The organism is Microbacterium sp. NPDC089698 (assembly GCF_044749045.1).
In the GTDB taxonomy this organism is placed as follows: Bacteria; Actinomycetota; Actinomycetes; order Actinomycetales; family Microbacteriaceae; genus Microbacterium.
The window spans coordinates 191,669-216,907 of sequence record NZ_JBIVHE010000002.1; the positions used below are offsets into that span (position 1 = coordinate 191,669).

Annotated in this window: 25 protein-coding genes; 15 read left to right on the top strand and 10 right to left on the bottom strand. The window is 71.2% G+C overall.

Annotated features, from left to right (window positions below; all coding sequences use genetic code 11):
* Nucleotides 1-37: 37 nt before the first annotated feature.
* The 3 genes from ACIPY5_RS07985 to ACIPY5_RS07995 form a co-directional block, all read right to left on the bottom strand.
* Nucleotides 38-562 (bottom strand): PKD domain-containing protein, encoded by a 525-nt coding sequence (locus ACIPY5_RS07985; protein ID WP_400968934.1) that lies wholly within the window; start codon nt 560-562, stop codon nt 38-40.
* 320 nt (nt 563-882) lie between these two features.
* Complete coding sequence (locus ACIPY5_RS07990; RefSeq protein WP_400968937.1) at nt 883-1,404, bottom strand: hypothetical protein; 522 nt, start codon at nt 1,402-1,404, stop codon at nt 883-885.
* 68 nt (nt 1,405-1,472) lie between these two features.
* Complete coding sequence (locus tag ACIPY5_RS07995) at nt 1,473-2,045, bottom strand: TetR/AcrR family transcriptional regulator (RefSeq protein ID WP_400968940.1); 573 nt, start codon at nt 2,043-2,045, stop codon at nt 1,473-1,475.
* A 106-nt stretch (nt 2,046-2,151) separates the two neighbouring features.
* On the opposite strand from ACIPY5_RS07995, the gene ACIPY5_RS08000 reads away from it, so the two are divergent.
* The 5 genes from ACIPY5_RS08000 to ACIPY5_RS08020 all read left to right on the top strand — a co-directional run bounded on the left by ACIPY5_RS08000 (nt 2,152) and on the right by ACIPY5_RS08020 (nt 6,961).
* Entirely contained in the window at nt 2,152-3,147 is a 996-nt protein-coding gene (locus ACIPY5_RS08000; protein WP_400968942.1) for an SDR family NAD(P)-dependent oxidoreductase, read from the top strand.
* Nucleotides 3,148-3,677: 530 nt separating this feature from the next.
* Nucleotides 3,678-6,005 carry a phosphoribosylformylglycinamidine synthase subunit PurL gene (purL, locus tag ACIPY5_RS08005; protein WP_400968945.1) on the top strand — a complete coding sequence of 776 codons (2,328 nt, stop codon included), beginning with the start codon at nt 3,678-3,680 and terminating at the stop codon, nt 6,003-6,005.
* Nucleotides 6,006-6,024: 19 nt separating this feature from the next.
* A complete protein-coding gene (locus tag ACIPY5_RS08010; protein WP_309342518.1) occupies nt 6,025-6,171 on the top strand; it encodes a hypothetical protein in 147 nt (48 codons plus the stop codon).
* A gap of 76 nt (nt 6,172-6,247) precedes the next feature.
* A complete protein-coding gene (locus ACIPY5_RS08015; RefSeq protein ID WP_400968949.1) occupies nt 6,248-6,571 on the top strand; it encodes a cupin domain-containing protein in 324 nt (107 codons plus the stop codon).
* A 39-nt stretch (nt 6,572-6,610) separates the two neighbouring features.
* The gene (locus ACIPY5_RS08020) at nt 6,611-6,961 is read left to right on the top strand and encodes a TraR/DksA C4-type zinc finger protein (protein WP_309342520.1); all 351 of its coding nucleotides are present in this window, start codon (nt 6,611-6,613) and stop codon (nt 6,959-6,961) included.
* 45 nt (nt 6,962-7,006) lie between these two features.
* Here the strand turns inward: ACIPY5_RS08020 and ACIPY5_RS08025 are convergent, their stop codons facing one another.
* Nucleotides 7,007-8,647, bottom strand: coding sequence for a LuxR C-terminal-related transcriptional regulator (locus tag ACIPY5_RS08025; RefSeq protein WP_400968952.1), 1,641 nt, complete (start codon nt 8,645-8,647; stop codon nt 7,007-7,009).
* A gap of 125 nt (nt 8,648-8,772) precedes the next feature.
* On the opposite strand from ACIPY5_RS08025, the gene ACIPY5_RS08030 reads away from it, so the two are divergent.
* Nucleotides 8,773-10,056: an MFS transporter gene (locus tag ACIPY5_RS08030; RefSeq protein ID WP_400968955.1), complete on the top strand. Its 1,284-nt coding sequence runs from the start codon at nt 8,773-8,775 to the stop codon at nt 10,054-10,056.
* 259 nt (nt 10,057-10,315) lie between these two features.
* Complete coding sequence (locus tag ACIPY5_RS08035) at nt 10,316-11,686, top strand: hypothetical protein (RefSeq protein ID WP_400968958.1); 1,371 nt, start codon at nt 10,316-10,318, stop codon at nt 11,684-11,686.
* Nucleotides 11,687-11,841: 155 nt separating this feature from the next.
* Here the strand turns inward: ACIPY5_RS08035 and ACIPY5_RS08040 are convergent, their stop codons facing one another.
* Nucleotides 11,842-12,006, bottom strand: a complete 165-nt coding sequence (locus ACIPY5_RS08040) for a hypothetical protein (RefSeq protein WP_400968961.1) — start codon at nt 12,004-12,006, stop codon at nt 11,842-11,844.
* On the opposite strand from ACIPY5_RS08040, the gene ACIPY5_RS08045 reads away from it, so the two are divergent.
* From ACIPY5_RS08045 to ACIPY5_RS08065, 5 genes are all read left to right on the top strand, one after another.
* Complete coding sequence (locus ACIPY5_RS08045) at nt 11,981-13,204, top strand: hypothetical protein (RefSeq protein WP_400968964.1); 1,224 nt, start codon at nt 11,981-11,983, stop codon at nt 13,202-13,204. The genes ACIPY5_RS08040 and ACIPY5_RS08045 overlap by 26 nt on opposite strands.
* Nucleotides 13,205-13,484: 280 nt before the next feature.
* Nucleotides 13,485-14,180: an SGNH/GDSL hydrolase family protein gene (locus ACIPY5_RS08050; RefSeq protein ID WP_400968967.1), complete on the top strand. Its 696-nt coding sequence runs from the start codon at nt 13,485-13,487 to the stop codon at nt 14,178-14,180.
* Nucleotides 14,181-14,252: 72 nt separating this feature from the next.
* Complete coding sequence (locus tag ACIPY5_RS08055; RefSeq protein ID WP_400968970.1) at nt 14,253-14,939, top strand: flavin reductase family protein; 687 nt, start codon at nt 14,253-14,255, stop codon at nt 14,937-14,939.
* A gap of 86 nt (nt 14,940-15,025) precedes the next feature.
* Nucleotides 15,026-15,919 carry a hypothetical protein gene (locus ACIPY5_RS08060; protein ID WP_400968973.1) on the top strand — a complete coding sequence of 298 codons (894 nt, stop codon included), beginning with the start codon at nt 15,026-15,028 and terminating at the stop codon, nt 15,917-15,919.
* Nucleotides 15,920-15,923: 4 nt separating this feature from the next.
* A complete protein-coding gene (locus tag ACIPY5_RS08065; protein ID WP_400968976.1) occupies nt 15,924-16,931 on the top strand; it encodes a Gfo/Idh/MocA family protein in 1,008 nt (335 codons plus the stop codon).
* Here ACIPY5_RS08065 and ACIPY5_RS08070 read toward each other — a convergent pair.
* Genes ACIPY5_RS08070 through alr form a run of 3 tightly spaced genes read right to left on the bottom strand, consistent with a single transcriptional unit; the run spans nt 16,928 to nt 21,203 of the window.
* Nucleotides 16,928-19,060: a CapA family protein gene (locus ACIPY5_RS08070; RefSeq protein ID WP_400968979.1), complete on the bottom strand. Its 2,133-nt coding sequence runs from the start codon at nt 19,058-19,060 to the stop codon at nt 16,928-16,930. The two genes, ACIPY5_RS08065 and ACIPY5_RS08070, sit on opposite strands and share 4 nt — an antisense overlap.
* On the bottom strand, nt 19,057-20,055 hold the full coding sequence (locus ACIPY5_RS08075) for an ATP-grasp domain-containing protein (RefSeq protein WP_400968982.1): 999 nt from the start codon (nt 20,053-20,055) through the stop codon (nt 19,057-19,059). The genes ACIPY5_RS08070 and ACIPY5_RS08075 overlap by 4 nt, the downstream gene beginning before the upstream one ends.
* Nucleotides 19,947-21,203, bottom strand: a complete 1,257-nt coding sequence (gene alr / locus ACIPY5_RS08080; RefSeq protein WP_400968985.1) for an alanine racemase — start codon at nt 21,201-21,203, stop codon at nt 19,947-19,949. The genes ACIPY5_RS08075 and alr overlap by 109 nt, the downstream gene beginning before the upstream one ends.
* 114 nt (nt 21,204-21,317) lie before the next feature.
* On the opposite strand from alr, the gene ACIPY5_RS08085 reads away from it, so the two are divergent.
* Complete coding sequence (locus ACIPY5_RS08085; RefSeq protein ID WP_400968988.1) at nt 21,318-22,196, top strand: SMP-30/gluconolactonase/LRE family protein; 879 nt, start codon at nt 21,318-21,320, stop codon at nt 22,194-22,196.
* Nucleotides 22,197-22,212: 16 nt separating this feature from the next.
* Here ACIPY5_RS08085 and ACIPY5_RS08090 read toward each other — a convergent pair whose 3' ends face one another.
* Together ACIPY5_RS08090 and ACIPY5_RS08095 are read right to left on the bottom strand one after the other, a co-directional pair.
* Nucleotides 22,213-23,070, bottom strand: a complete 858-nt coding sequence (locus tag ACIPY5_RS08090; protein WP_400968991.1) for a fumarylacetoacetate hydrolase family protein — start codon at nt 23,068-23,070, stop codon at nt 22,213-22,215.
* A gap of 26 nt (nt 23,071-23,096) precedes the next feature.
* A complete protein-coding gene (locus ACIPY5_RS08095; RefSeq protein WP_400968994.1) occupies nt 23,097-24,071 on the bottom strand; it encodes a C-terminal binding protein in 975 nt (324 codons plus the stop codon).
* 75 nt (nt 24,072-24,146) lie between these two features.
* On the opposite strand from ACIPY5_RS08095, the gene ACIPY5_RS08100 reads away from it, so the two are divergent.
* Together ACIPY5_RS08100 and ACIPY5_RS08105 are read left to right on the top strand one after the other, a co-directional pair.
* Entirely contained in the window at nt 24,147-24,896 is a 750-nt protein-coding gene (locus ACIPY5_RS08100) for an SDR family NAD(P)-dependent oxidoreductase (protein WP_400968996.1), read from the top strand.
* Nucleotides 24,889-25,230: a nuclear transport factor 2 family protein gene (locus ACIPY5_RS08105; RefSeq protein WP_309357459.1), complete on the top strand. Its 342-nt coding sequence runs from the start codon at nt 24,889-24,891 to the stop codon at nt 25,228-25,230. The genes ACIPY5_RS08100 and ACIPY5_RS08105 overlap by 8 nt, the downstream gene beginning before the upstream one ends.
* Nucleotides 25,231-25,239: the final 9 nt, after the last annotated feature.

Genomic DNA, 25,239 nt, shown 5'->3' on the forward strand with positions numbered 1-25,239 from the left:
ACCTTATGGGTTGGCTGAATGGTTGTGGAATCCACTTTCAACAGCCGGGCGCCGATGGGCGCTCCTGACAGGTACCCAGCACGAGTGCCGTGTGCGCCTTGACGACACGGATCTCCTGGCCCGCGGGCGGACCGTCCAGCGTGCCGCGGATCGGGATCCAGCCACTGCCGAGATCGACGTCCGCGGCGTAGGTGACGGTGACCGTGACGGTGTATCGGCCCGCCTCCTTGTAGACGTGGCTCGTGCTGGTGGGTGTGAACTGCGCCTGGCGGTTGGCATCCCACGCAGTGCCGGGCCCTGCGCTGTCTCGGCGTTCTCCGTCGCCGTAGTCGAAGGCGTAGTTCACCGGAGTGAAGCGGATGCTCAGCGCCCGGCCGAGAATCGTGCCAGGGATGGTCTCGGTCCTCGCACCGCTGAGGAAGTTCGCCGGCAGGCCGACGACCGCGACGTTGCCGGGCTCACCGCCGACCGTGGCGGCGGACGGGACGAATCGGGCGAGATCGGTGATGGTGACGCTCCAGCTGCGGCCGCCGGGTATCCGTACGGCGTCCACTGCACCCACGGGCCTGAGCGAGCGGCAATAGGCGCTCGGCGGCCCTGGGGTTGCCGCGCAGGCTTCCTGCGGGGACGGTGTTGGAGTGTCACCACCCGGGTTGGCGTCGCCACCCCCGTTCGTTTGGGTCTCGCTGTCGTCAGTCTCGGAACCTCCGACGATGACATCGCCTCCGCCAGCGACACAATCACCGTGGAGGATCTCCTCGTACGTGCAGACCCGACCCTGCACGACAGAAGGGACATCGACGGTGCAGATTGCTAGGACGGACAACACACTGAGGAGCGCCCCTACATGCGCCGTGCCCGACTTGATGGTCCGACCGAATGTCATGTGCATGGCACAGCACCCGGGGACATCGCGATGATCTTCAGATCGATCCCCACGGAGAGGAACCGGACATCGAGACTGACAAGAGTAGGCCTGGAGCCGGGTGTGATGTCCTCCCCTTGAGAGCTAAGAATCTTGGTTGTCGAAACGTCTAGACACACTGCAGCACGAACAGCCCCGTTGGCGAGTCCAGCGCTTTCCCCAGTGAATCTGGCTATCTTCGTTGCACCTTCAACCTTGGTTCCGTTGGCCTTTGAGGCGCGCTTCGACTCGATATCTCGACTGAGGGCGTCGCCAGTCAGATACAGCTCGGGCTTCGCGGACTGGTCGCCGCCCTGCAGCGCATTCTCGGCTGTGACGTAGTCGCGAAACACCCGCTCCGCCGCCTTGAACGCTTCCGCTTCGCTTGCGAACAGCGGGGTTGGTGTCGGTTCGGGAGCCGGGACGGGCGTGCAGGCCGAGAGCCCGATCACGCCCGCGACGACGGCCGTGGTGAGGAGAGCACTGCGCCGGGGAATCATCCCGACACCGTAGCCAGATCCGCCGGAGCGCCGCAGAAGTTATCCACTGGCCGGGCGAAGGACGGGATTCAGCGCACCGCGAGCCCGTGCATCACCAGATCCACGAGTGCATCCACGCGGTCCGCGGAGAGCGGGCGACCGAGCAGCGCGGCGTACGACGTCGCCGCGACGAACTGGTCTGCGACGGCGGCGGGGTCCGCGTCGGCGCGCACCGCGCCCTCCTCCTGCGCGCGGAGGATCCGGGCGACGATCCACGACACGATCGGATCCGCGAACCGATGGTTCAGGGCCGCGCCCAGTTCCGGATCCGTCGCGGTCACGGCGATCAGCGCTCGGGCGAGCTCCACGTTCTCGGACCGGGAGAGGTGCTCACCCGCGGTGGCGAACCACGCGCGCAGATCCGCGGCGAGGTCTGCCGAGAACGGCAGGGCGACGTCCGCTCCCGGGAGCGATCCTTCGAGCAGCGCCTCGCCGAGGATCGCCGCCTTCGACCCCCACCACCGGTAGATCGTCTGTTTAGAGACCCCCGCCTCGGCGGCCAGCCCCTCGATCGTCACGGCGTCGTAGCCGTCAGCGGCGAGCGCGCCACGCATCGCCGCCAGCACGGACTGGCGGGCATTCTCACTGCGCGGACGAGGCACCCTCCGAGGGTAGCGAGGTGTACGCTCATGAATAAGTGGACGCGCCGTTGCGAAACTCGATCGCAGCCGGACCGACCGGATCCACGAGCGAACGAAGGAGACACCCATGGCCCTGACCGCGAATTCCTCCATCGGCGACTGGCTGGCCGATGCGACCGGCGGTGAACTGATCCGCGGGCTGCTCGCGCAGTCCGGTGCGAGCGCCGACTCGCTCACCCCCGTGCTCGGCCTGCCGCTGCAGCAGCTCGTCGTGATGAGCCAGGGCGCCATGCCGCAGTCCGTGGTCGACGATCTCGTGCGCGCGGCGAACGGCGGAGTGATCCCCGAGGACGCCGCCCCGCAGGGCTGGACCGAGCAGGTCACGCCCGGACGCTTCGCCGGAAAGACCGTGATCGTGACGGGCGCCGCATCGGGCATCGGCAAGGCCACCGCCTCGCGCATCGCCCGGGAGGGCGGTCGCGTCATCGCCTGCGACATCGCGGCGGACAAGCTCGACGCCCTGAGCGCGGAGCTGCCCGGCATCGTGACCGTGGCGGGCGACCTCACCCAGCAGGATGCGATCGACCGCGTCGTCGCCGCGGCGGGCGACCGCATCGACGGCCTCGCCAATGTCGCCGGCATCAACGACGACTTCTCCCCGGCCGGCGAGACGCCCGACGCCGTCTGGGACCGTGTGATCGCGATCAACCTCACCGCGCCGTTCAAACTCATGCGCGCGGTGCTGCCCTTCATGGAGGCGGCGGGACGCGGATCCGTCCTCAACGTCTCGAGCGAGGCCGGCCTGCGCGGCAACGCGTCCGGCAACGCCTACACGGCCAGCAAGCACGGCATCATCGGCGTGACCAAGTCGGCGGCCTTCATGTACGGCCCCAAGGGGATCCGCGTGAACTCCGTCGCCCCCGGCGGCGTCGCGACCGGGATCCCGATGCCGCCGCACATGTCCGAGTACGGTTCCGGCCGGCTCGCGCCGTTCCAGCAGGCGATCCCCACAGTGGCCACGGCCGAGCACCTCGCCGCGTCGATCACGTTCCTGCTCTCGGACGATGCCGTGAACATCAACGGCGCGATCCTCGCCTCGGACGGCGGGTGGTCGGTGCAGTAGTCCGTCGCAACCGCCGCACGGGCTGGCACCGGGACACCTGCACGACGCGGGAACACCTGCAGGGCTGGATCGCCGGATCCATCGTGCAGGTGTGTCGCGATCATGCCGGTGTCACCCGGCGGGCAGGGCCCGGGGCGCAGGTGAGCGAGGCTCGCTACTTCCGGCGGCGCACCACGAGCACGATGAACAGCGCGACGAAGACGGCGACGAGCGCTCCTGCGGTGATCCCCATGGTTCCTCCCCCGGGCGATGCGGCCCGGCCCGGGCCGCGGGCTTGGATTGTCGCACACGGACTTCGGCGCGAGCACGACCGCCCCGCTCGGCGGATCCGGCCTCGCAAGGCGCGACGATCCGCACACCGTGGCACGATCTGCACACGATTCGGCCGGATCCGTGTGCGGATCGTCGCGATGTGTGCGGATCGTCGCGGCGGGACGAGGACGGTCGGCCCCCGAACGGGCGGCGGACCGACCAGCCCCACCGCACGTAGACTGGATCCTGCCCCGCCTCCCCTCGCTCCAGGAGCCCGCGTGACCTCTCCGAACACCCCCACCGACCACGTCCCCGACTCGGTCGCCAACGCAGAAGCGACCCCGGAGAAGGAGCAGCCGTACGCGGCGCTCGGCCTCAAGGACGACGAATACGCGCGGATCCGCGAGATCCTGGGCCGCCGTCCCACGTCGGGCGAGCTGGCGATGTACTCGGTCATGTGGAGCGAGCACTGCTCCTACAAGTCCTCGAAGAACTACCTGCGCCGGTTCGGCCAGAAGGTCTCGGATGAGATGAAGAAGCGCCTCATGGTCGGCATGGGTCAGAACGCGGGCGTCATCGACGTCGGCGAGGGCTGGGCGGTCACGTTCAAGGCCGAGTCGCACAATCACCCGTCCTTCATCGAGCCGTTCCAGGGCGCCGCGACCGGCGTCGGCGGCATCGTCCGCGACATCATTTCGATGGGCGCCCGCCCGGTCGCGGTCATGGATGCGCTGCGCTTCGGCGCGATCGACGACCCCGACACGGCCCGCGTCGTGCACGGCGTCACCGCCGGCATCAGCTTCTACGGCAACTGCCTCGGCCTGCCGAACATCGGCGGCGAGACGGTCTTCGACGCCGTCTACCAGGCGAACCCGCTCGTGAACGCGCTCGCCGTCGGCGTGCTGCGCCACGAGGACCTCAAGCTCGCGAACGCCACCGGCGTCGGCAACAAGGTCGTGCTCTTCGGCGCCCGCACCGGCGGCGACGGCATCGGCGGCGCGTCGATCCTGGCCTCCGACTCGTTCGACTCGACCGGCCCGACCAAGCGCCCCGCCGTGCAGGTCGGGGACCCGTTCGCCGAGAAGGTGCTCATCGAGTGCTGCCTCGAGCTGTACCGCGAGGAGCTCGTCGAGGCGATCCAGGACCTCGGCGCGGCCGGCATCTCCTGCGCCACGAGCGAGCTGGCCGCCAACGGCAACAGCGGCATGCACGTCTCGCTCGACAACGTGCTGCTGCGCGACCCCACGCTGACCGCTGAGGAGATCCTCATGTCGGAGTCGCAGGAGCGCATGATGGCGATCGTCGCCCCCGAGAAGCTCGACGCGTTCCTCGCCGTCGTGAAGAAGTGGGACGTGGAGACCTCTGTCCTCGGCGAGGTCACGGGCGACGGCCGCCTCATCATCGACTGGCAGGGCGAGCGCATCGTCGACGTGGATCCCTCCACCGTCGCCGTCGATGGCCCGGTCTACGACCGCCCCGTCGCGTACCCGACCTGGATCGACGCGCTGCAGGCCGACGCCGCGGAGCTGCTCCCCCGCGACAACGACCCCGAGGCGCTCAAGCAGCAGTTCCTCGCGCTGCTGGAGAGCCCGAACCTCGCCGACACCCGCTGGATCACGAACCAGTACGACTACTACGTGCTCGGCAACACCGCCCTCGCCTTCCCCGATGACGCCGGCATGATCCGCGTCGACGAGGAGTCCGGCCTCGGCTTCTCGATCGCGACCGACGCGAACGGCCGCTACAGCCAGCTCGACCCCTACGCGGGCGCCCAGCTCGCCCTCGCCGAGGCGTACCGCAACGTCGCCGTCACGGGCGCGGAGCCCACGGCCATCACCGACTGCCTGAACTTCGGATCCCCCGAGAACCCCGAGGTCATGTGGCAGTTCGGCCAGACGGTCGACGGACTCGCGGACGGCTGCTTCGAGCTCGGGACGCCGGTCACCGGCGGCAACGTCTCGTTCTACAACCAGACCGGCGACGTGCCGATCCACCCGACCCCGCTGGTCGGCGTGCTCGGCATCATCGACGACGTCTCGCGCCGGATCCCGTCCGGCTGGCAGGACGAGGGCCAGAACATCTACCTGCTCGGCACCACCTCGACCGAGCTTTCCGGATCCGCCTGGGCCGACGTCGTCCACGGCCACCTCGGCGGTCTGCCTCCCAAGGTCGATCTCGCGGGCGAGAAGCGCCTGGCCGGCCTGATCGGCGCGGCGCGCGACGAGTGGCTGATCTCCTCGGCGCACGACCTGAGCGAGGGCGGCCTCGGCCAGACGCTCGCGGAGGGCGTCATGCGGTTCGGCGTCGGCGCCCGCGTGTGGCTGACCGAGCTGATGGAGCGCGACGGCGTGGACGCCACGACGGCGCTCTTCTCCGAGTCGGCCGGCCGCGTGATCGTGACCGTGCCCCGCGAGGACGACGTGAAGTTCCAGGGCCTCTGCGAAGGCCGCGGCTACCCGGTGCTGCGCATCGGCGTGACCGACAGCGCTCCGCAGCTCGAGGTGCAGGACGTCTTCACCGTCTCCGTCGACGAGCTGCGCGCGACCGCCCAGGCGACCCTGCCGGCCGCATTCGGCCCGACCGTGGCGGAGCCCGTCGGGGCCTGACCGCTCCGCGAGGAAGCTCATGAACAGCACCCCTGACGAGACCGAGGACCTCTCGATCTACAGCACCCGGCGGCAGCGCCGGATCCGCATCACCGCGTGGGTCGTGATCGTCGCTCTCATCCTGGTGGGCGGCGGATCCACCGTGCTCGCGGTTCTGCTCGGCTGAGACGCCGCCCGTGCAGGGCGCCGGGGTTCACCCCGGGCGCCCTGCGGCGTACCCTCGGGCAGGGAACGGAGGCGCCATGACCGTCCAGCCCATCGACATCGCCCTCGATGCGAGCATCGAGGGATTCCTCATCGGATCCCCGGTGAGCATCATCCGCGAGTACGCATCGACGCCCGGATCCGGACCGCGACTGCACCGGCATCCCTACGTCGAGACGTTCGTGATCCACCGCGGCCGCGCCCTGTTCACCGTCGGCGAGGAGCAGGTCGTGGGCGCGGGCGGGCAGATCCTCGTGGTGCCGGCGCTCGTCGCGCACCGGTTCGAGGTGCTCGACGGCGGCACCTACGAGGCCACGCACGTGCACGCGAACGACCGGTTCGTGACGGAGTGGCTCGAGTAGCGGTCCGCGGATGTCGGATCCGGCGGCTACCGTGACGGCATGACCGCCGACGCCCGCGCGCTGCTCGAAGAGCTCCGCGTGCGCGCCGCGGCACGGTCGGCCTCCGCCTCGCACGCCCTCGACGAGCTCGTGCACGACCGGGAGGGCTCGAACGATGACGACGAACACGACCCCGAGGGCGTGACGCTGTCATCCGAGTGGTCGCGGCTGTCCGCGCTGGCGGAGGACGCCGCCGCTCAGCTGCAGCAGGTCGATGACGCTCTCGCCCGTCTGGAGGCGGGCGGCTACGGCGTCTGCACCTCCTGCGGGCGACCGATCCCCCTTGCGCGGCTCGAGGTGCGCCCTTTCGCCGAGCACTGCGTCGCCTGCGCCGAGCGGCTGGGGCGCTGAGGGCGATACCCTGCCGCGCTCTCGCGGGACCCGCCGGCGGGATTCTCAGCGCTCGCCGTCGTCCAGGAGGCCCTGCGCGCGTCCGACCGCGATCGCGTCCTCCCTGTTCGTCACTCCGAGCTTGCGATAGATGCTTCTGACCTGGGACTTGACGGTGTTGGACGAGACGTAGAGGGTGGACGCCACGGCTCTGATCGATGACGTGCGGACCAGCTCGCCGAGCACGACCGCTTCGCGCTCGGTCAGGTTCGCCCCGGTCTCGCCATGGAGCAGGAGCGATCGCGCCGGAACGCTCTGGGCGATGTCGGCGCGACCGGCGTCCGCAAGCGCCCTCCTGACCCTTTCCAGGTCGGATGACGGGATCAGCACGAGTGCCAGACGTTGACCGCTGTGCTCCAGGACGGCGGCGAGCTGGCGCGCGAGCCCCGAGGTCCGGGCCGACGGCGCGGCGCGGAGAAGAGCGGCCAGCTCGATCGTCAGGCGTTCGGCCTCCGAGCGGGCGGAGAGCCCTGCGCCGACGGCGCGCCTCGATTCGCTGAGAACCGTGTCGATCCGCCCGAGCACCAGAGCCACACGCGCGCGCTGCACGTGCGCGTCGGCGCCGACGCCCAGATCGCGGCGGAGGGCCACCGAGGCGGCGTGAGGGTCGCCGAGCGCGAGATGGATCACTCCGCGGATCCCCGCGAGCCGGTGCCGGGCGTCGACGGATCGCCCTTCGGCGCCCCGCCTCGCGACGAAGGCGTCGAGCCGCGCGATCGCCTCTCCCGCTCGCCCGTCGACGAGCTCCGTCCACGCTTCGACGATCGCGATCTCCGCCCAGAACTCGATCGTGTCGCGATCGTTGACCATGCTCGCCAGCTGCGCGCGCGCCGCGGCGGTGTCGAAGCGCTCGAGGGCGATCATCGCTTCGGCCAGTCGGTAGAAGGTGCCGGAGTACATCGATCTCTGGACATCCGTCCAGAGGCCGTCGCGCGCGAGCTCGGCGTATCGCGCGGCCTGCCCCATCTCGCCGCGGAGGGCATGGATGCCCGCCAGCATCGAGATGTTCCCGAACCCGTTGTGCGGGCGTTCGGGCGCCGCTTCGGCGTAGCCCTTCGCCAGCGTTCCGAGCGCCTCCTCGACGTTTCCGGCGTAGTAGAACGACGTCCCGATCTGGCTGTAGATCCGAGGGATGTCGCCGACCTCGTCGCGCCGGTCATCGCTCAGGCCGTCGAGCGCGCGCACCGCCGCTCGCGCGGAGCGGATCCCGAGGCGAGGACGGCCGAGGAGGCGATACGCGACCGCTTCACTGGCCCGGATGAGGGCGCGATCGATCGCGGGGAGTTCGCGCTTCTTGCCGTGCGCCGCCCGCAGGACGAGGAGGAGGAGGCGCGCGGACCGGAGGCGGTGGTGCGGGAGGCCGTAGAAAGACAGGCCGTACACGAAGCCGAGAAGCGGACGGCTCTGGAGATCGGACGGCGGCAGGTCGCGGAGAAGTTCGCGGAGATCGTCCGAATGGGCGGCGATCAGCGCGAACCATTCGGCGCGGAGCAGCTCCATGACGGCGTCGTAGTCCTCGATCGCGACGGCGTCCGAGATCTCCTGCACGGTCGCCGGCACGGCCAGCTCGGGAGGGTTCCGGAAAGGGGTTCCTCCGCTGTGTGCGTCGGTCTTCTGTCCGTCTCCCAGAGCCGGCATGCTCTCCATATCCGATATTCTGCCGGAGCCGTCACCTCCCGATCGACCGCGGGTACGGCCATGCTCCGGGGAGCCGATGCGCCCGCCCGGTCACCCCGCCGGGAGAAGGCGGGCACTCCGGATGAGAGGCCGTCATGACGCATGTCGCGGGAGACCCGATGCCCCGTGATCGCCAGGACGCCCCCGCCGCCGACACGCGATTTCTGGGCCTGAAGGCGAACCTCGCGAAGTTCTTCCTGCTCGCCGCCCTCGTTCCTCCGGCGACCGTGGCGATCGCCCGACGGGCGTCGGAGGTCGAGGGCGCCGACGCGGCGGCGGGCTGGACCACGGCCGGCATCGCCGTCGGCTCCGGCAGCGCGATCGTGGGCGCCCTGGTGGCGGGGTGGGCCGCCGACCTCGGGACGCGGTCGCTGCGCAGCCGCTGGTGGGTCCTCTTCGGGGGCACCGCACTGGGAGTCCTCGCGCTCGTGTGGATGAGCCTCGCCCGTTCCGGATGGGAGCTCGCCGCGGGCTGGGGCCTGGCACAGGCAGGCATGTCGGGAGCGATCGCCGTGTCCCGGGCCCTGCTGACGCACGTGCCGGCCGTGCGGCGGGAGCGCAGCGCGGTCGTCATGATCGCGGTGTCATCGGTGGGACTGCTGGTGCCCATCGCGATGCTGATGCTGCTTCCCGGATCCGCATGGGGGACGTCGATCTGCCTCGCGCTGTGCGCGGCGGCCGTGCCCGCGATCGCACTCGCGCGCACCTCTCGGCGGGCGGCGGATCCCGGCAGCACACAGACCCCCGAGCCCGCGGCCGAAGCGGACCGCGCGGCGCCGCGGATGTCGTGGGCCGCGGTTCTCGTGCTCGGCTTCAGTTCGCAGGTCGCGCTGTCGGCCTATCTGACGTACCACCCGCTGGATATCGTGGCGCGTCTCGGCCTCGACTGGGATCGGGCGACGCAGGCGGGAACCCTCGTCCTCGCCGTGGCGCTCCTCGGTCTCGTCGGGGCGGCCGCCGTCATGCTGATCCTCCCCCGCGTGCTCGGACGCACGCTTCCCCTTCTCTCCCTCGCGGGCGTGCTGCTGGTGGCGGGCTTGATCCTCCGGGCGACGACGGCCTCCCTCGCGATGCTGGCGGTCGCAGGCCTTCTCAGCGGGATCGCGATCGGCATCAGCACCACCCTGCTCTTCACCGCGGCACTGGCGCTCACGACCTCGGAACGAGCCGGCCGGAGGCTGGGCGCGTACAGCGCCGTCATCGGCATCGGCCAGCTCCTCGGCCCGTCGCTCGTCCTCGGGGCCGTGATCGCGATCAGAGGCGTCCCGGACTACTCCGCGCTCTTCCTGCTGCTCGCCCTCATCCCGCTCGGCTGGATCATCATCGCGGTCGTGTCGATGCTCCGTCAGCGGCGCAGGGATGCGCTGCGGTCCTGCTGACCGGCCCGAGGCTCCCTCGGCGCGCGTCAGCGGCGCGATGTCCCGTTTCACCCCCGTTTCACCCCGGAATCGATCGCATCCTCCCGACCGCTCGGACAGGCTGTTGGGTATCCGATACCTGCCCGGCGCGGAGAGCGGAGCAGCGCTCCGCCGGCGCGAAGGCGGGACACCGGACCTGGCTGCGACACGCGACCTTCGCGGCCGTCACCCGCGCCTTGACGCTGTATCCAGCGCATGACCACGAAGGAGACACACCACGATGCTGCAAGGACGCCCGGCCGAATCACCGGAGGCCACGGAGGGCGGCGACGCCGTTCGGAACGACCGGGTCAGCCGACGCACGGTGGTCCAGGGCGCGGTATGGAGCCTCCCCATCATCGCGGCGGCGGCGGCGACACCGCTGGCCGCCGCGTCCGTGGCTGCACCGGCCCTGAAGTTCGTCAACGGCCCGTACACGGCGACCGGATGCGGGCCCCTGGGTGATGTGGTTCTGAATCTCACGTCGAACGGCACGACACCCGACGCCGGGAAGACCGTGACCGTCTCACTGCCCGCCGGACTGCGGTGGGCGGATGGGTCGACCGCCCCCAAGTCCTTCTCCCCGACGGACACGACCGGCCGCATCACGATTCCTTCCGGACAGATCCTCGGCGTGACCGCCACCAGCGCGGTGCTGACCGCGACATCCAGCACGGGTGCCACGGCGACCGCCCCGGTGGTCGTGACACCGAATCTGGTCGCCCGCGATTGGCGGGCCGGCGACGGGGTGATCCTGACCTTCACGCCTCCTGCAAGGAGGTCGGTGGGCTGGAACTTCTTCCTCGGCGCCGACGGTGGGCTGTACCACGGCGACAATCTCATCGCTCCGAACGTCACCAGCGCCGTCGGCGATACGCAGATGAACAGCGCAGGCACCACGCTCGACGGTGTCGCGTACATCGATGAGAACGGCGTCGCGAAGACCTGGCTGTGGGATCCCGCCACGAATGGCACCGCGGCGACGTCTTCCGCCGTCCCTGCCGGGGCGACGGCCGTGGGCTGGAACTTCTTCCTCGCCTCGAGCGGCGACCTGTACCACGGCAACGATCTGGTCGACACCGGTGTCACGAGCGCCGTCGGCGAACAGATCAGCGGCCAGGCCGAATCCGTCACGTATGTGTCCAACGGGCAGGCCAAGGTCTACGTCGTCAACCCGGCGGATCCCGCGAATCCCGCGCGCGGAGACTTCACCGCCGTGCCGACCGGCGTGCGGGCAGTCGGGCACAACTTCCTCCTGGCACCGAACGGTGACCTGTACCACGGCAGCGGGCTCCTCATCGCCAGCGGTGTGACCGCTGCTGTCGGAGACCAGCTGAAAACGGGTGTCGCGGTGACGGACGGAGTCTCGTTCATTCAGGGTGGTGTCGCGAACACGTACGAGTGGTCCGCCGACGGCACGATCCGTCAGCTGACGACGTACTCGACGGTTCCCGCAGGCGCGACCCCTGTGGGCTGGAACTTCTTCCTCGCGCCGGACGGCGGGCTCTATCACGGCAACGACCTGATCGCCTCGAACGTCTCCAGCGCGGTCGGAGGCGAATTCACTCCCGGCGTGGACGGCGTCACCTACATCGAAGCCGTCGCCTGTTGATGCCCGCGAGACGGTGACAGCCGAAGCGTCTGTCAACCGCACGAAGGATCCCCGTTCGGTCGGACCGGGATCCTTCGTCGCCGAGAAGGCGAAGCCAAAGAGATCGAAAACGAAAGGACACATCGAATGGTGCAAGGACGCGCAGGGGGAGAGACTCAGGGGCCGAGCGCGCCGGAGGGCAGACCGTCGACGGTCGCGGCGAGACGGATCAGCCGCCGCACGATCGTTCGAGGCGCGGCGTGGAGCGTGCCCGTGATCGCGACGGCCGCGGCCATGCCGCTGGCGGCAGCGTCCGTGGGCGCTCCGACGCTGGCGTTCATCAACGGCCCCTACTCCGTGGGCGGCTGCAGCGATCTGACCGGCGTGACTCTCGCCGCGACGACGAACGGCACGACCCCCGCGGCGAGCACGACGGTGAGCGTCGTCCTGCCGAGCGGCCTCACCTGGGCGGACGGGTTCACCGGCCCCCGCAGCTTCACCACCGACCCGAACGGCAAGGTCGTCCTGCCCGCGATCACCGCGAAGCCCAACGCGGCCTCCACCCCGTCGATGGGTGCGTCGATGACCGGGGCGAACGCAACGGCACCGGTGGTCGTGACGGCTCAGGTCGGCGCGAAGATCTATGACGTCGTCTCCAGCGGGAACCCGCCCGCGACCGGGATCCCGCTCGGATCGGTCGCCGTCGGCCACGGAACCTTCCTCAACCCCGACGGCAGCCTCGTGTACTTCAACACCGTCGCGGGGAAGGCGATGCCGCTCGCGACGAACGTCACCAGCGGCACCACCGTCCTCATCGGCGGCACCCAGTCGTACTCCACGTACGTGTCGGGCGGGGTCGCCACGGTTCAGGATGTCGCGACGGGCACCACGATCACGGCTGTCGGCGTGCCGAACGGATCCACCGCGGTCGGCCACGCGACCTTCCTCGCACCCAACGGAGACCTGTACTACTTCAACTCCGCGACCAACACGTCCGTCCTCGTCGCCTCCGGGGTGTCGAGCGCGAAGGTGTCGCTCTTCAGCGGCACGCAGCCCGTGCTGACCTTCGTCGCGGGCGGCGTCGCGAGGGCGTACAACGCCACGACCGGGAGCTACGTCACCGCGACCGGCGTCCCCGCCGGCACCACCGCCGTCGGCCATTCCACGTACCTCGCGCCCGACGGCCTCCTCTATTACTACCGGGTCGCCGACGGCACGGCGGTCGTCGTCAGCTCCGGGGTGTCCAGCGCGACGACGGCGCTCTACGGCGGCACCGACCCCTACGTGACGTATGTGACCACCGGCATCCCCGCGGTCTACGGCGTCACCAACGGGACCTACCAGACGGCGACCGGCGTTCCGGCGAATTCGGTCGTCGTCGGCCACGCGACCTATCTCGCCCCGGACGGCCGGCTGGTCTACTACAACGCGGGAGCGAACGCCCCGATCGTCCTCGACACGGGCGTGACGAGCGCCGTCGTCCACCTCTACGGCGGCACCGACCCGATCGCGACCTACACGCACAACCTCGTCTGCTGACGCGCCGACGGAATGGCGGCACGCACGCGTACGCCGCCATTCCGTCGGCGCCCGGTCGGGCGGCGAGGCGCCTCGCCAACCGTCTGGGGAACGGCCAGCCGTCTGGGGAACGGCCACTGAAGGTCGAGGCGCCCCGCCCGGCCACAGTCCTGCTGGGCCGATCGGAGCCGTGCACTGCTCCGTCCGATGATCATGCAACCGATATACCAGCAGGACAACCCCGTCGTGCCAGATGGTCGCTTCGCGAACGGGCGCCCGAAGCGCCCGGCAGAATGGATCCATGACCGCCGACGCCGACGTCCTCGCCCGCGCCCTCTCCGCCGACACCCCGCTCACCTGGGTGCTCACGGGGGATTCGATCACTCATGGGCTCGTGCACACGCAGGGCGGGCGCACCTACGCGGAGCACCTGCACGAGATCGTCCGCGGCGAGCTCGGCCGGGTGCACGACGCGGTCATCGACACGGCGATCAGCGGCTGGCGGATCGTGCAGATCCTGGAGGACTTCGACCGGCGGGTCGCGACCTGGCGCCCGCAGGTGGTCACGCTCATGATCGGCACGAACGACTGCTCCGACGGGGGCGTGTTCCCCGTGATCGGCCCGGCGGACTTCGCGCTCTCGCTCAGAGAGTTCGTGCAGCGCGTCCGCGCCCTCGGCGCGATCCCGGTGCTGCAGACGCCGCCCGCGGTGGACGTGCCGAACGCTCCGGAGCGCGGCCGCATCGCCGCCTTCGCCCAGGCCGTCCGCGATGTCGCCGCGGCCGAGGACGTGATCCTCGTCGACCAGTTCGCGCGCTACGACGAGCTCGGCGGCGGCGGGGTGCCGTGGGGGCTCATGAACGACCCGTTCCACCCCAACGCCGCGGGGCACGAGGCCCTCGCCCTCGAACTCGCCACCGTGCTCGGACTGGATCCGGCCGGATCCCGCGTGCTCCCGAAGCTCCGCGCCGACGTCGCCGCCGCGCGACTCGACTGAGCCGCACAGCACTCGCGGTGCGCTGTCCGATTTCCGCCAGAACCATGGAGCGGATCCGCGAAGACTGAGGGCATGGACTTCCTCACGGCGCTCGACCCGCACACGACGATCTCCCCGGCGATCCTGTACTTCGGCACCCCCGTGTCGCTGCTGTCGACCGTCGACGATCAGGGGCACGCGAATCTCGCGCCGAACTCATCGCTGTGGTGGCTCGGCCAGAACGCGGTGATCGGCATCGGATCCCGCAGCCAGACGGCGCAGAACCTGCTCGCGACGGGCGAGGTCGTGATCAACCTGCCCTCCGAGCGCGAGGTCGACCACGTGGACCGGCTCGCGCTGACCACCGGACGCCCGGAGGTCTCGGCTCGGCGGCAGGCGGCCGGCTACCGGCACGTGCGCGACAAGTTCACCGAAGCGCGGGTCACGCCGCTCGATTCCGAGACCGTCGCCCCGCCGCGCATCGCGGAGTTCCCGGTGCACGTCGAGGGCGTCGTCGCGAAGGTGCATCCGCTGGGCGGCGCCACGAGTCCCGTCGAAGCCGACCTGCTCGCGGTCGAGATCGCCGTCACGCGCGTGCACGTGCGCGAGTCGCTGCGGCTCGCGGGACATGCCAACCGCATCGATCCGGAGCGGTGGGAACCGCTCATGCTGAGCTTCCAGCGCTTCTTCGGACTGGGCGCCGAGACGCGGCCCTCGCGCCTGGCCACGATCGACGAGGAATGGTACCGGGGGTCATCGGCACCGGCGACCGCGAGCTGAGGCGCGCGGCGGCGCTGACGAGAGTGCTGTGACTGCCTCCCGGCCGATGACGAGGCGGTTCCGACCGGCATAGGCTGAGGGTCATCATGGACGCTCTCAACCAGATCTTCACGTGGTTCGGTGGCCACTGGTGGATCATCTTCCCCCTCATGGGCGTGGGTGGCGCCATCGTCGGGCGACTGCAGGCCCTCTCCCGTCAGCACCACAAGCAGAAGCTGGAGACGCTGCGGGTGAAGGGCGAGATCAAGGCCGCCCAGCTCGCCGCGAGGGGCCAGATCGCGCCGACGATGTCCCCGCGCGAGGCCGCGCGACAGCAGGCGAACTCCTCCAAGGAGCTGCTCGAGCGCCTGTTCGCCGAGCACGACGAGGTCACCGCCCGCTGGCTCGACTACGAGCTCGACGTGGCGAAGATGATCGCGTTCCCCGCCATGAGCGACGGGCGCCAGCCGCTGACCGCCGCGTTCCTGCGTGCGAAGAAGACCGCCGACGCGCTGCGTCCGAGCACCGCCGACGCGAAGATCACCGAGCAGCAGGTCACCGAGTACCTCGACGCGGTCGGCAACTACGCCGTCGCGTTCGAGATCGCGGAGAAGGACGCCCGCCGCCTGCGCGACTCGACCTTCACGGACGACGAGCGCAAGCGCCTCGAACGCGCGCAGCACATGCTCAAGGTCGCCGTCGACCAGTCCGCCACGCCCGCCGAGCGGCAGACCGCGTACCGTCGCGTGCGCGAGGAGCTGGACGGCCTCATCGACCTCTCGGACGCCGCCGTCGAGAACCTCGAGAAGAAGGTCGCCCTGCAGCTCGAACAGGGTCGCGCGCCAGAGCCCGCGACGACGACGGATCCGTCTGCCGCTGCGGATCCGGTCGCCGCGACCCCGGCTCCGCAGCCGGTCGCGGATCCGCTCCCGGCGCGGGATCCTCTCGCGAAGGCCGATCCGCTGCGGCAGACCGCGCCGTTGCACAACCCGGAGCGCTGAGCCCGTGACCGCCGAGGGCGCGCCGCGCGTCGGGCTGATCGGCGCGGGCGCCATCGCTGCCGCGCACCTAGACGCCTGGCAGGCGCTCGGCGCGGAGTGCGTGATCTCGTCGCGCACCCGCCCGACCGCGCTCGCGGAGCGGTTCGGCGTGGAGATCGCGGACGACGCGGACGCGCTCATCGACCGGGTCGACATCGTGGGCATCCTCGCTCCCACGCCGACGCACCTCGACCTCGCTCTGCGCGCGATGGCCCGCGGACGCCACGTCGTGTGCGAGAAGCCACTCGCCCTGACGGCACACGACGCGCAGCGCCTGGCCGATGCGGCGGATGCGGCCGGTGTCCGCATGTTCCCGGCGCACGTGGTGCGGTACTTCGCGGCCTACCGGCGGATCCAGCAGGCCGTGGTCGCCGGCGGGATCGGGGCGCTACAGACGCTGCGCCTGAGCCGTGCCGGCGCAGGTCCGACGACCGCGTGGTTCTACGACGAGAACGCCGGCGGCGGGCTCATCCGCGACCTGCTCATCCACGACCTCGACCAGGCGCTCTGGCTCGCCGGGCCCGTGACCACGGTGAGCGCGAGACAGGATCCGCCCAGCGTCGGCGGGCGACTGTCCGCCCCCGTGACGGCGGCCGTCGAGCTGACCCATGCGAGCGGCGTCACCTCCCGGATCGACGGCGGCTGGCTGGGCGAGGGCGTGCCGTTCCGCACCACGATCGAGGCGGTCGGCACCGCCGGCGCACTCGCGCACGACAGCCTCGCGCACGACAGCGCCGCGGCGACGGCCGGCGCGTCCGGCGACTCGGCGTCCGACGCGGCTCCCGCCGACCCCGGCTACCTCCCGCCGCAGACCGACGACCATCCCTACCGCGCTCAGATCGCCGACTTCGCGGAGGCGATCCGCACGGGGCGGGACGCACGGGTGACGCCCGCCGACGGCGTCGCCGCGGTCGCCGTCGTGGACGCCGCCTACGCCTCGCTCGCGGCGGACGGAGCACCCGTCTCCGTCTAGGGCACCGCGATCGCGCCGTCGGGGCCGACGCGCACCGCGGCCTCGCGGAAGTCACGGTGCCCGCGCTGATCCATGAGCCGAGCGGCGGCGCCCTCGGGATCCGGCATCGGAATCCCCTCGGGATCGTCGAATCGCACGGACTGCACCCTGCCCGCGACCACGGTCCCGTCGGCGCGCAGCCGCACCGAGAGGTAGGCGCCGTAGCGCGTGGCCGGATCCTTGCCGAAGACGCCGCCACCGCCGAAGTTGCCCAGGCTGTAGGCGATCAGCCGGCCGTGGTACCACTCCATCCCGCGCAGCACGTGCGGCCCATGGCCGAGCACCAGATCCGCCCCGGCATCGATCGCGGCGTGGGAGAACGCGACGGGATCCCCGCGGTCCTCGCCGTACATGGTCTCGGTGCCGGGGGCGACCGCATCGGCGTTCGGCCCCTCGGCGCCCATGTGCGCCTGCACGATCACGACATCGGCGTGCGCCGCGGCGGTCCGCACGATCGCGCGCACGCGCCGCAGGTCGGTGACCCGGTTGAACTCGCCGTAGGGCGCGAAGCCGATCATCGCCACGGTGATCCCGCCGATCCGCGTGTAGACGATCTCGTCTCGCCCGCCCACCGCGCGGATCCCCGCCCCGGCGAGCGCGGCCCTGGTCTCGTCATAGCCGGCCTGTCCGAAGTCGCGGCTGTGGTTGTTCGCGAGGTTGAGGATGTCGAACCCCGCGAGACCCGCGACGGAGTCGGGATCGCTGCGGAAGGCGAGGCACTCCGCGTCCTTCCCGCATTTGTCGTGTCCGGTGTCGGGCGAGATCGCCTGCTCGAGGTTGCCGGTGACGAGATCCTGCGTGAACCAGGGGCGCACCCGGTCGAAGTGTCCTGCGGCGTGGTCCGCGGGCACCGTCCGGCTCGCGTCGTAGAGCAGGATGTCGCCGGTCGCGCCGATGCTGACCTCCCCGGCGTGCTGCGCGGACTGCTGCGGGATCCGCGCCGGCGTCGCGGGGAGCGCCGCGGCCCCGGTCGCGGCGAGGCCGACCGCCGCGAGCGTGACGACCGCGACCGGGGTGCGCCAGGGGATGCGACGACGGGCGCCGACGGGCGTGCGCCGACGGGGCAGATCGAACAGCCAGGACAGCCGGTCGCGCGTGATGAGTTCGCCGATCGCCAGGCTGACCGCGATCACGATGGCCGTGAGGACGACCGGGAGCACCACGGCGGCGACCAGCTGCACCGCCCTCCCGGCGTCCGACACCCACCCCGCCACGAGGGCGTCGGCGAGCGCGAGCACAGGCATGTGGATCACGTAGATCTGCAGCGTGCGCGCACCGAGCTGGCTCAGACCGGTGCCGAGCCGCGGCGTCCTCGCCAGCAGTGGCGCCACGGCGATCCCCGCCCCGAGCCCGGTCAGGGCGAGGGCGGGCCACACCCCCGGGATCTCCTCGGCCCCGGTGGCCCTCACGGCCGCGAACGCGGCCAGGTACAGCACGACCCACCCCGTCGCGAGCAGAGGGCGCGGCCGGGCGGCGAACCCGATGATCTGCCGGGAGAAGGACGTGCCGAGGAGGAAGTAGAGCAGGTTGGCCAGCAGCGATCCGCGGTTGCTCACGACGTCGACGAGTCCCGCTCCGACGGCGGTCGTCAGCGCGGCGGCGGCCGCCAGCGGGATCCAGACGGGCAACCGGCGCAGCCCCTTGGCGACGAGGAAGTAGAGCGCGAGGGCGTACAGGTACCAGGCGTTCGGAGGGCTGATCGTGATCGCTTCGACGAACTCCGCGACGGATCTCGGCACGAGCGTCGGGAAGTCGGGGAACGCCCACATCGTCGCCATGTGGATGAGCGTCCAGAGCAGATACAGATACAGGAAGCGCAGGACACGGCTGCGGAACACGACGGCCCACGGCCGCGCGACCGCGTTCGCGGCGAAGCATCCGGAGATGAGGAAGAACAGCGGCATCCGCACCGGGTAGGCGAGGTCGGAGATCAGGCCCCAGGCGCCGGGGATCGGCAGGCCGATGCGCCAGTCGATCGTGAGGTAGCTCTTCATCACCACGTGCCAGAACACGACGAGGACGATCAGCAGCCCCTTGGCGGCGTCCGCCCAGGCCAGCCGGGTCTTCGGTGCGGGCTCGGCGACCGTCATGCGGTCGCCCCGGTCCGCTGCGGCGCCTCCTCCTGGGCAGGCGACAGCACCGCGTCGAGGAGCTCCGCGACCAGGCCGGTGTAGTCGAGACCGATCGCCGCGTACATCAGCGGCACCTGCGAGCGCTCGGTCATCCCGGGCGCCGTGTTCACCTCGTTGAGCACGGGACCGTCCGCGGTCACGAAGAAGTCGAAGCGGGCGACTCCCGCGCATCCCAGCGCCGTGTAGAGCCGCACCGCCGCCGAGCGGACGGCCGCGCCCTCGGCGTCGCCGATCCGGGCGGGCACCGTGAACACGGCGCTGCCGTCGTACTTCTCCGTCGCGCCGAACACGCCGCCGGACGACACTCCGATCTCGAGCGCGGCGCCGAGGCACAGCGCTCCGTGCCGATCGCGGAAGACGGCGACGTCCACCTCCCGCCCCGCGACGTACTCCTCGATCAGGACCGGATCCCCGAACGCCCTGGCGCGCTCGACCGCGCCGGCGACGCCGTCGAGGTCGGAGACGAGGAAGACCCCGTTGCTGGATCCGCCGCTCGCGGGCTTCACGACGAGGGGCGGCGTCAGGCCTGTGGTCACCGCCTCGGATCCGGACGCGACGAGACGCCCGCTCGCCGTCGCGATGCCCAGCGATGCGGCGACCAGCTTCGTCGCCTGCTTGTCCATCCCCAGCGCGCCCGCGCGCACCGGGGAGCCGGCGGAGGGCACTCCGCAGAGCTCCAGCAGACCGGCGATCGCGCCGTCCTCGCCCCGGACGCCGTGCAGCATCGGGATCGCCGCATCGCAGCCCGTCAGCAGCTCGATCGCGCGATGGGCGGGCAGCACCGTGCCGCGCTCGTCCTGCCACGCGCCGTCCTCGCCGATCGTGAGGGGGACCGCGGTGTGGCTCAGCGCGCGGACAGCGTGCGCGACGGCGGCCGCAGAGGCGAGGGAGACCGTGTGCTCGTCGTTCGCGCCACCTCCGATGACGGCGATCCGGCGGGTGTGCTGAGGCATGCGGTCTCTCCAGGGAGCGAGGTCGTGGGGTGGTTCGAGGTATCGAGGGCGCGGTGGATCCGGGAGCTCCGGGAGCCGACCGCGGTGACGATCTCGTGCTCGATCGTGTGCGACCAGGCCGCCCAGTCGGCGACCGTCGGCTCGCCGTCCCTGCCCGGGCCGAAGACCGTGACGCGCTCCCCCGGTCGCAGGAGCATGTCCCCGGTGTCGACGACGACCATGTCCATCGAGAACCTGCCCACGAGCGGCCGGCGCGTGCCGCGCACGAGCACCTCCGCCCGTCCGGACGCCGCACGGGGCAGCCCGTCGGCGTAGCCGAGCGGCAGCAGCGCGAGGTGCGTGCGCTCCGGGGTGACGAAGTCGTGACCGTATCCGACGCCGGTGCCCGCCGGCGCCTCGCGGGACGAGACGACGGTCGAGGTCAGGGTCAGCGCGGGCCGCAGCACCTCCGTCGTGTGCGAAGGGTCGATGCCGAACAGCCCGGCCCCGATCCGGTGCGGGCCATACCCGGCACCCGCGCCCGTGATCGTCGCGGCCGTGGCCGCGAGATGCAGGAGGTGCGGGCGCAGACCGCGACGACGCGCCGTGCGGATCGCGTTCTCGAACACCAGGCGCTCGCGCACGTTCTGCCCGCTCCCGGGGTCGTCGGCGCAGGACATGTGCCCCATCACCCCGACCACGCGGATCGCGCCCGCCGCCTCCTGCGCGCGGGCGAGCGCGCACAGGGTCGCCCAGTCCGGCGGCGGGCAGCCGTCGCGGCCGGTGCCGACATCGATGTGCAGGTGCACGCAGGCGACCCTCCCCGCGGCCCGCGCGGCGCAGGCGATCTCGAAGAGCAGCTCGAGGCTGGGGACGGCGAGGTCGATGCGCTCGCGGACCGCCGTCTCGAAGTCGGCGCCCGGCGGGTTGAGCCAGCTCAGGATCGGCGCGTCGACGTCCGCCTGGCGCAGCGCGAGCGCCTCGTCGACGCTCGTCACCCCGATGGACTCCGCCCCCGACTCGAGCACCGCGGAGGCGACGTCCCCATGGCCGAACGCGTCCGCCTTGAGGACGGCCATCAGCCTTCCGCCGGACAGCGCTCGCAGGCGAGCGGTGTTCTCGCGGAGCGCGTCCTCGTGGACGACGAGTTCCGAGGCGGGTGTTCGCATGGGATCGAGTCAAGCGAGCGCCGGGTTGCCGGAGCGTATCCGGATTTCGATACGGGCACGATATGGACGGATTCCGGTGCCTGCGCGGCGGCGGCCTTTGCCAGGATGGGATCCATGCCCGCCACTCCGCACCGCAGCACCGGGATGAACGTCGAGAACGTGACCGGCCCCGTCGCGCACCACGCGGAGGGCCCTGTCTGGTGGCCGGGATGGGGCGGGCTGCGCTGGGTCGACGGCGAGGCGGGCGACCTGCTGACGCTGTCCGACGAGGGCGTGCATCGGATGCACGTGGACGACGGGTATCTCGCGTTCCTGCGCCCGCGGAGGAACGGCGGATTCGTGGCCGTCGGCGCGCACGACCTGTATCTCGCGGGGGCCCCGGAGGAGACCCCGCGCCCCGTCGCGCGCCTCGTCGGCGATCCCGCGGTGCGGATGAACGACGGAGGCTGCGATCCACAGGGACGTCTGCTCGCCGGATCCATGGCGTACGACGCCTCCCCCGGAGCCGGCGCCCTGCTCCGCGTCGACGCCGATCTCGCGGTGGCACCGCTGCTGCCCTCGGTCACCGTCTCCAACGGCATCGCGTTCTCTCCCGGCGGCGAGCGCGCGTACTACGTCGACAGCATGTCTCACCGCGTCGACGTGCTCGAGTTCGAGGACGGGGAGCTGGTCGAGCGCCGCGTGCTCGCCGAGGTGCCGGCGTCGGACGGCGTTCCGGACGGACTCACGGTCGCCGCCGACGGCAGCGTCTGGGTGGCGGTCTGGGGCGCGGGCCGGGTGATCGGCCTCGACGCCTCCGGTGCCGAGATCGCCCGCATCACCCTTCCCGTCCCCCAGGTGAGCGCGTGCACGTTCGGCGGGGACGACCTCGGCACGCTCTTCATCACGACCTCGGCCCAGGGGCTGGCCTCGGGCCACGGGACCGAGGCGGGGAGCGTCTATGCCGCGCGCCCCGGCGTGCACGGACTGCCTGTCCTCCCGTTCGCAGGATGACCGGGGCGGGATCCGCTCAGCCCTCCCGCGCCCGCAGGACGCGCTGCCGCTGGGACCCCAGCCCGTCGATCTCGATCCGCATCTCGTCGCCCTCGCGCAGGTAGGGGAACCGGCCCGAGAGCGCCACCCCCTGAGGCGTGCCGGTGTTGATCACGTCTCCGGGCTCCAGCACCATGAACCGGCTGATCTCGTGGACGAGCCGCAGCACGGGGAAGATCATGTCGGCCGTGGACGAGTCCTGCCGGGGTTCGCCGTTCACGAACGAGCGGAGCCGCAGAGCCTGCGGCTCGACCTCCTCGGCGGGCACGAGCACCGGCCCCAGCGGGTTGAAGGTCTCCGCGCACTTGCCCTTCGACCATTGCCCGCCGGATACGTCGAGCTGATAGGCGCGCTCGGAGACGTCGTTCGAGACCGCGTATCCGGCGATCACGGCGCGCGCTTCCTCGGGCGAGGAGAGGTATCGCGCCGTGCGCCCGATGACGACGGCGAGCTCGACCTCCCAGTCGACCTTCTCCGCGCCGGGCGGGAGCAGCACCACGTCGTCGGGCCCGACGATCGTGTTCGGGTGCTTGAAGAACAGCACCGGATCCGACGGCGGCAGGGATCCCGACTCCGCGGCGTGCGCGGCGTAGTTCTGCCCGACGCAGATCACCGCGGTCGGCCGCGCGACCGGAGCCCCGACGCGGAGACCGCTCACGTCGACCGCCGCGAGCGTGCCGGCGGCGAGGGCGGCGCGCACGCGGGGGATCCCCTCCGCGGCGAGGAAGGCGCCGTCGATGTCGGCCGTGAGCGAGGAGAGGTCGCGCACGACGCCCTCGTCATCGCGGACGAACGGCCGCTCGGCTCCCGGTGCTCCGAGGCGCATCAGCTCCATGAGGGTCCTCTCCGTTCTCCGGCGCGTCAGCGCGCCGCGTAGGCACGGTCGACGATGGCGGGCACGTCGTCCCCGGCGAGGAAGCGGATCACGTTGTCGGCGGCGTGCACCGGAAGGTCCTCCAGCGCCTCCGGCGAGTACCAGGCGGCGTGCGGGCTGAGCAGCACATGCGGTGCGGCGCGCAACGGGGAGTCCGCCCCCAGCGGCTCGCTCTCGAAGACGTCCAGCGCCGCGGCTCCGACCTGGCCCGACCTCAGCGCGTCGACCAGGGCCGCCTCGTCGATCAGCGGCCCGCGGCAGGTATTCACCACGACGGCTCCCTCCTTCATGCGCGCGAGCGCAGCGGCGTCGATCAGATGCCTCGTCTCCTCCGTGAGCGGAACGTGCAGCGTGAGGATGTCGGCGGCGGCGATCGCGTCATCGAGAGACACCGGCTCGCAGCCCGCGTCCCGGACGGCCTCGGACGGGGCGTACGGGTCGGCCACCAGGACGCGGAAGCCGAGACCCCGCAGGCCCCGCGCGACCAGCGATCCGATCCGGCCGAATCCGAGCACCGACACCGTGGTCTGCGATGGGCGCACCGCGAACGGCCGGGCGTCGACCGGCTTCCAGACGCCCGCACGCAGCGCCTGGTCGTACGCGGGCAGCCCTCGCCCCTGCGCCATGATCATGGCGACCGTGTGCGCGGCGACCTCCTCGATGCAGTATCCGGGAGTGTTCGCGACCGCGATCCCGCGCTCGGTCGCGGCAGCGACGTCGATCATGTCGTATCCGATGCCGAGCCTGCTGATGACGCGCAGCCGGGGCATCCGATCCATCAGCGCGCCGTCGATGCGGCGCCACTGCACGATCAGGGCCTCGGCGTCGGCGCCGAGCGCCGCAAGCGCATCGTCGCTCGTATCGGTCGCGCGGACCGCGCTGATTCCGGCGGAACGCAGCGTCCGCTCCGCGGCGTCACCGGGCAGGTCGCAGTCGGTGATGAGGGTCAGGGGCTGAGTCATGTCGTGAATGCTATAGCATCTAGCAATCGCCGAGCCAGAGTTTCTTCACGCACAGATTTGCTATAGCGTTTTCCCATGACTGCTCGCCGTGCCCTCATCACCGGCGCGAGCTCCGGCATCGGAGCCGCGGCCGCCCTCGAACTCGCCCGCGCCGGAGACGCGATCTGGATCACCTACGCCGGACGTGCGGCGGAGGCTTCGAGGATCGCGGAGGAGTGCCGCGCCGCCGGTTCCCCCGACGTGCACGTCTCGCGCCTGGACCTGCGGGATCCGTCGTCGATCGAGGAGCTGATCTCTGAGATCGAGGAGTCCTGGGGTGCGCTCGAGGTCCTCGTCAACAACGGCGGCGTCTGCCCCTACATCCCGTTCGAGGACATCGAGATCGACGACTGGGATCTGGTGCTCGAGACCAACGCGCGCGGCACGTTCCTGCTGACCCGCGCCGCCCTCCCGCTGCTGCGAGCCACGGGCGGCGACAGATCCGTCGTCAACATCTCCTCGATCGCCGGGCAGGTCGGCGCCCTGCAGACCGGCATGCACTACGCCGCGAGCAAGGGGGCCCTGCTCGCGATCACTCGCAGCTTCGCCCGTCTGCTGGCCGGCGAGGGGATCCGGGTGAACGCGGTGACGCCCGGCCCCGTCGCGAGCGCGATCACCGATCAGCTCCAGGGCGAGGGCCGCGAGAAGCTCGCCGGATCCATCCCTCTCGGCGACTTCGGCGAGCCGCAGGACGTCGCCTGGATCATCGCCTCACTCGCCTCGGAGCGCGCCCGTTTCATCACCGGCGCCACCTACGACGTCAACGGAGGAGTTCGCATTGACTGACCGCATCCGCACGGCCCTGGACACCGTCCACGCCCAGCTCGACGCCTTCAACGCGCACGACCTGGACGCCTTCGTCGCGACCTATGCGGCCGATGCCGTCATCGTCGGCGTCGCGCCGGAGCCGATCATCGGGGCCGCGGCCATCCGCGCCTTCTACGAGCCTCGGCTGCGAAACCCCGAGCTCTCCTGCACGATCGACGACAGCGTCCTGTTCGGCACGCGCTGGGTCGTCGCCCAGGAGCAGGTCGTCAACGCGGGCGTCGCCACCGAGACGATCGCGACCTTCGACGTCGTGGACGGCCTGATCTCCCGGGCCTCGATGCTGAAGGCCTGACCCCGCCCC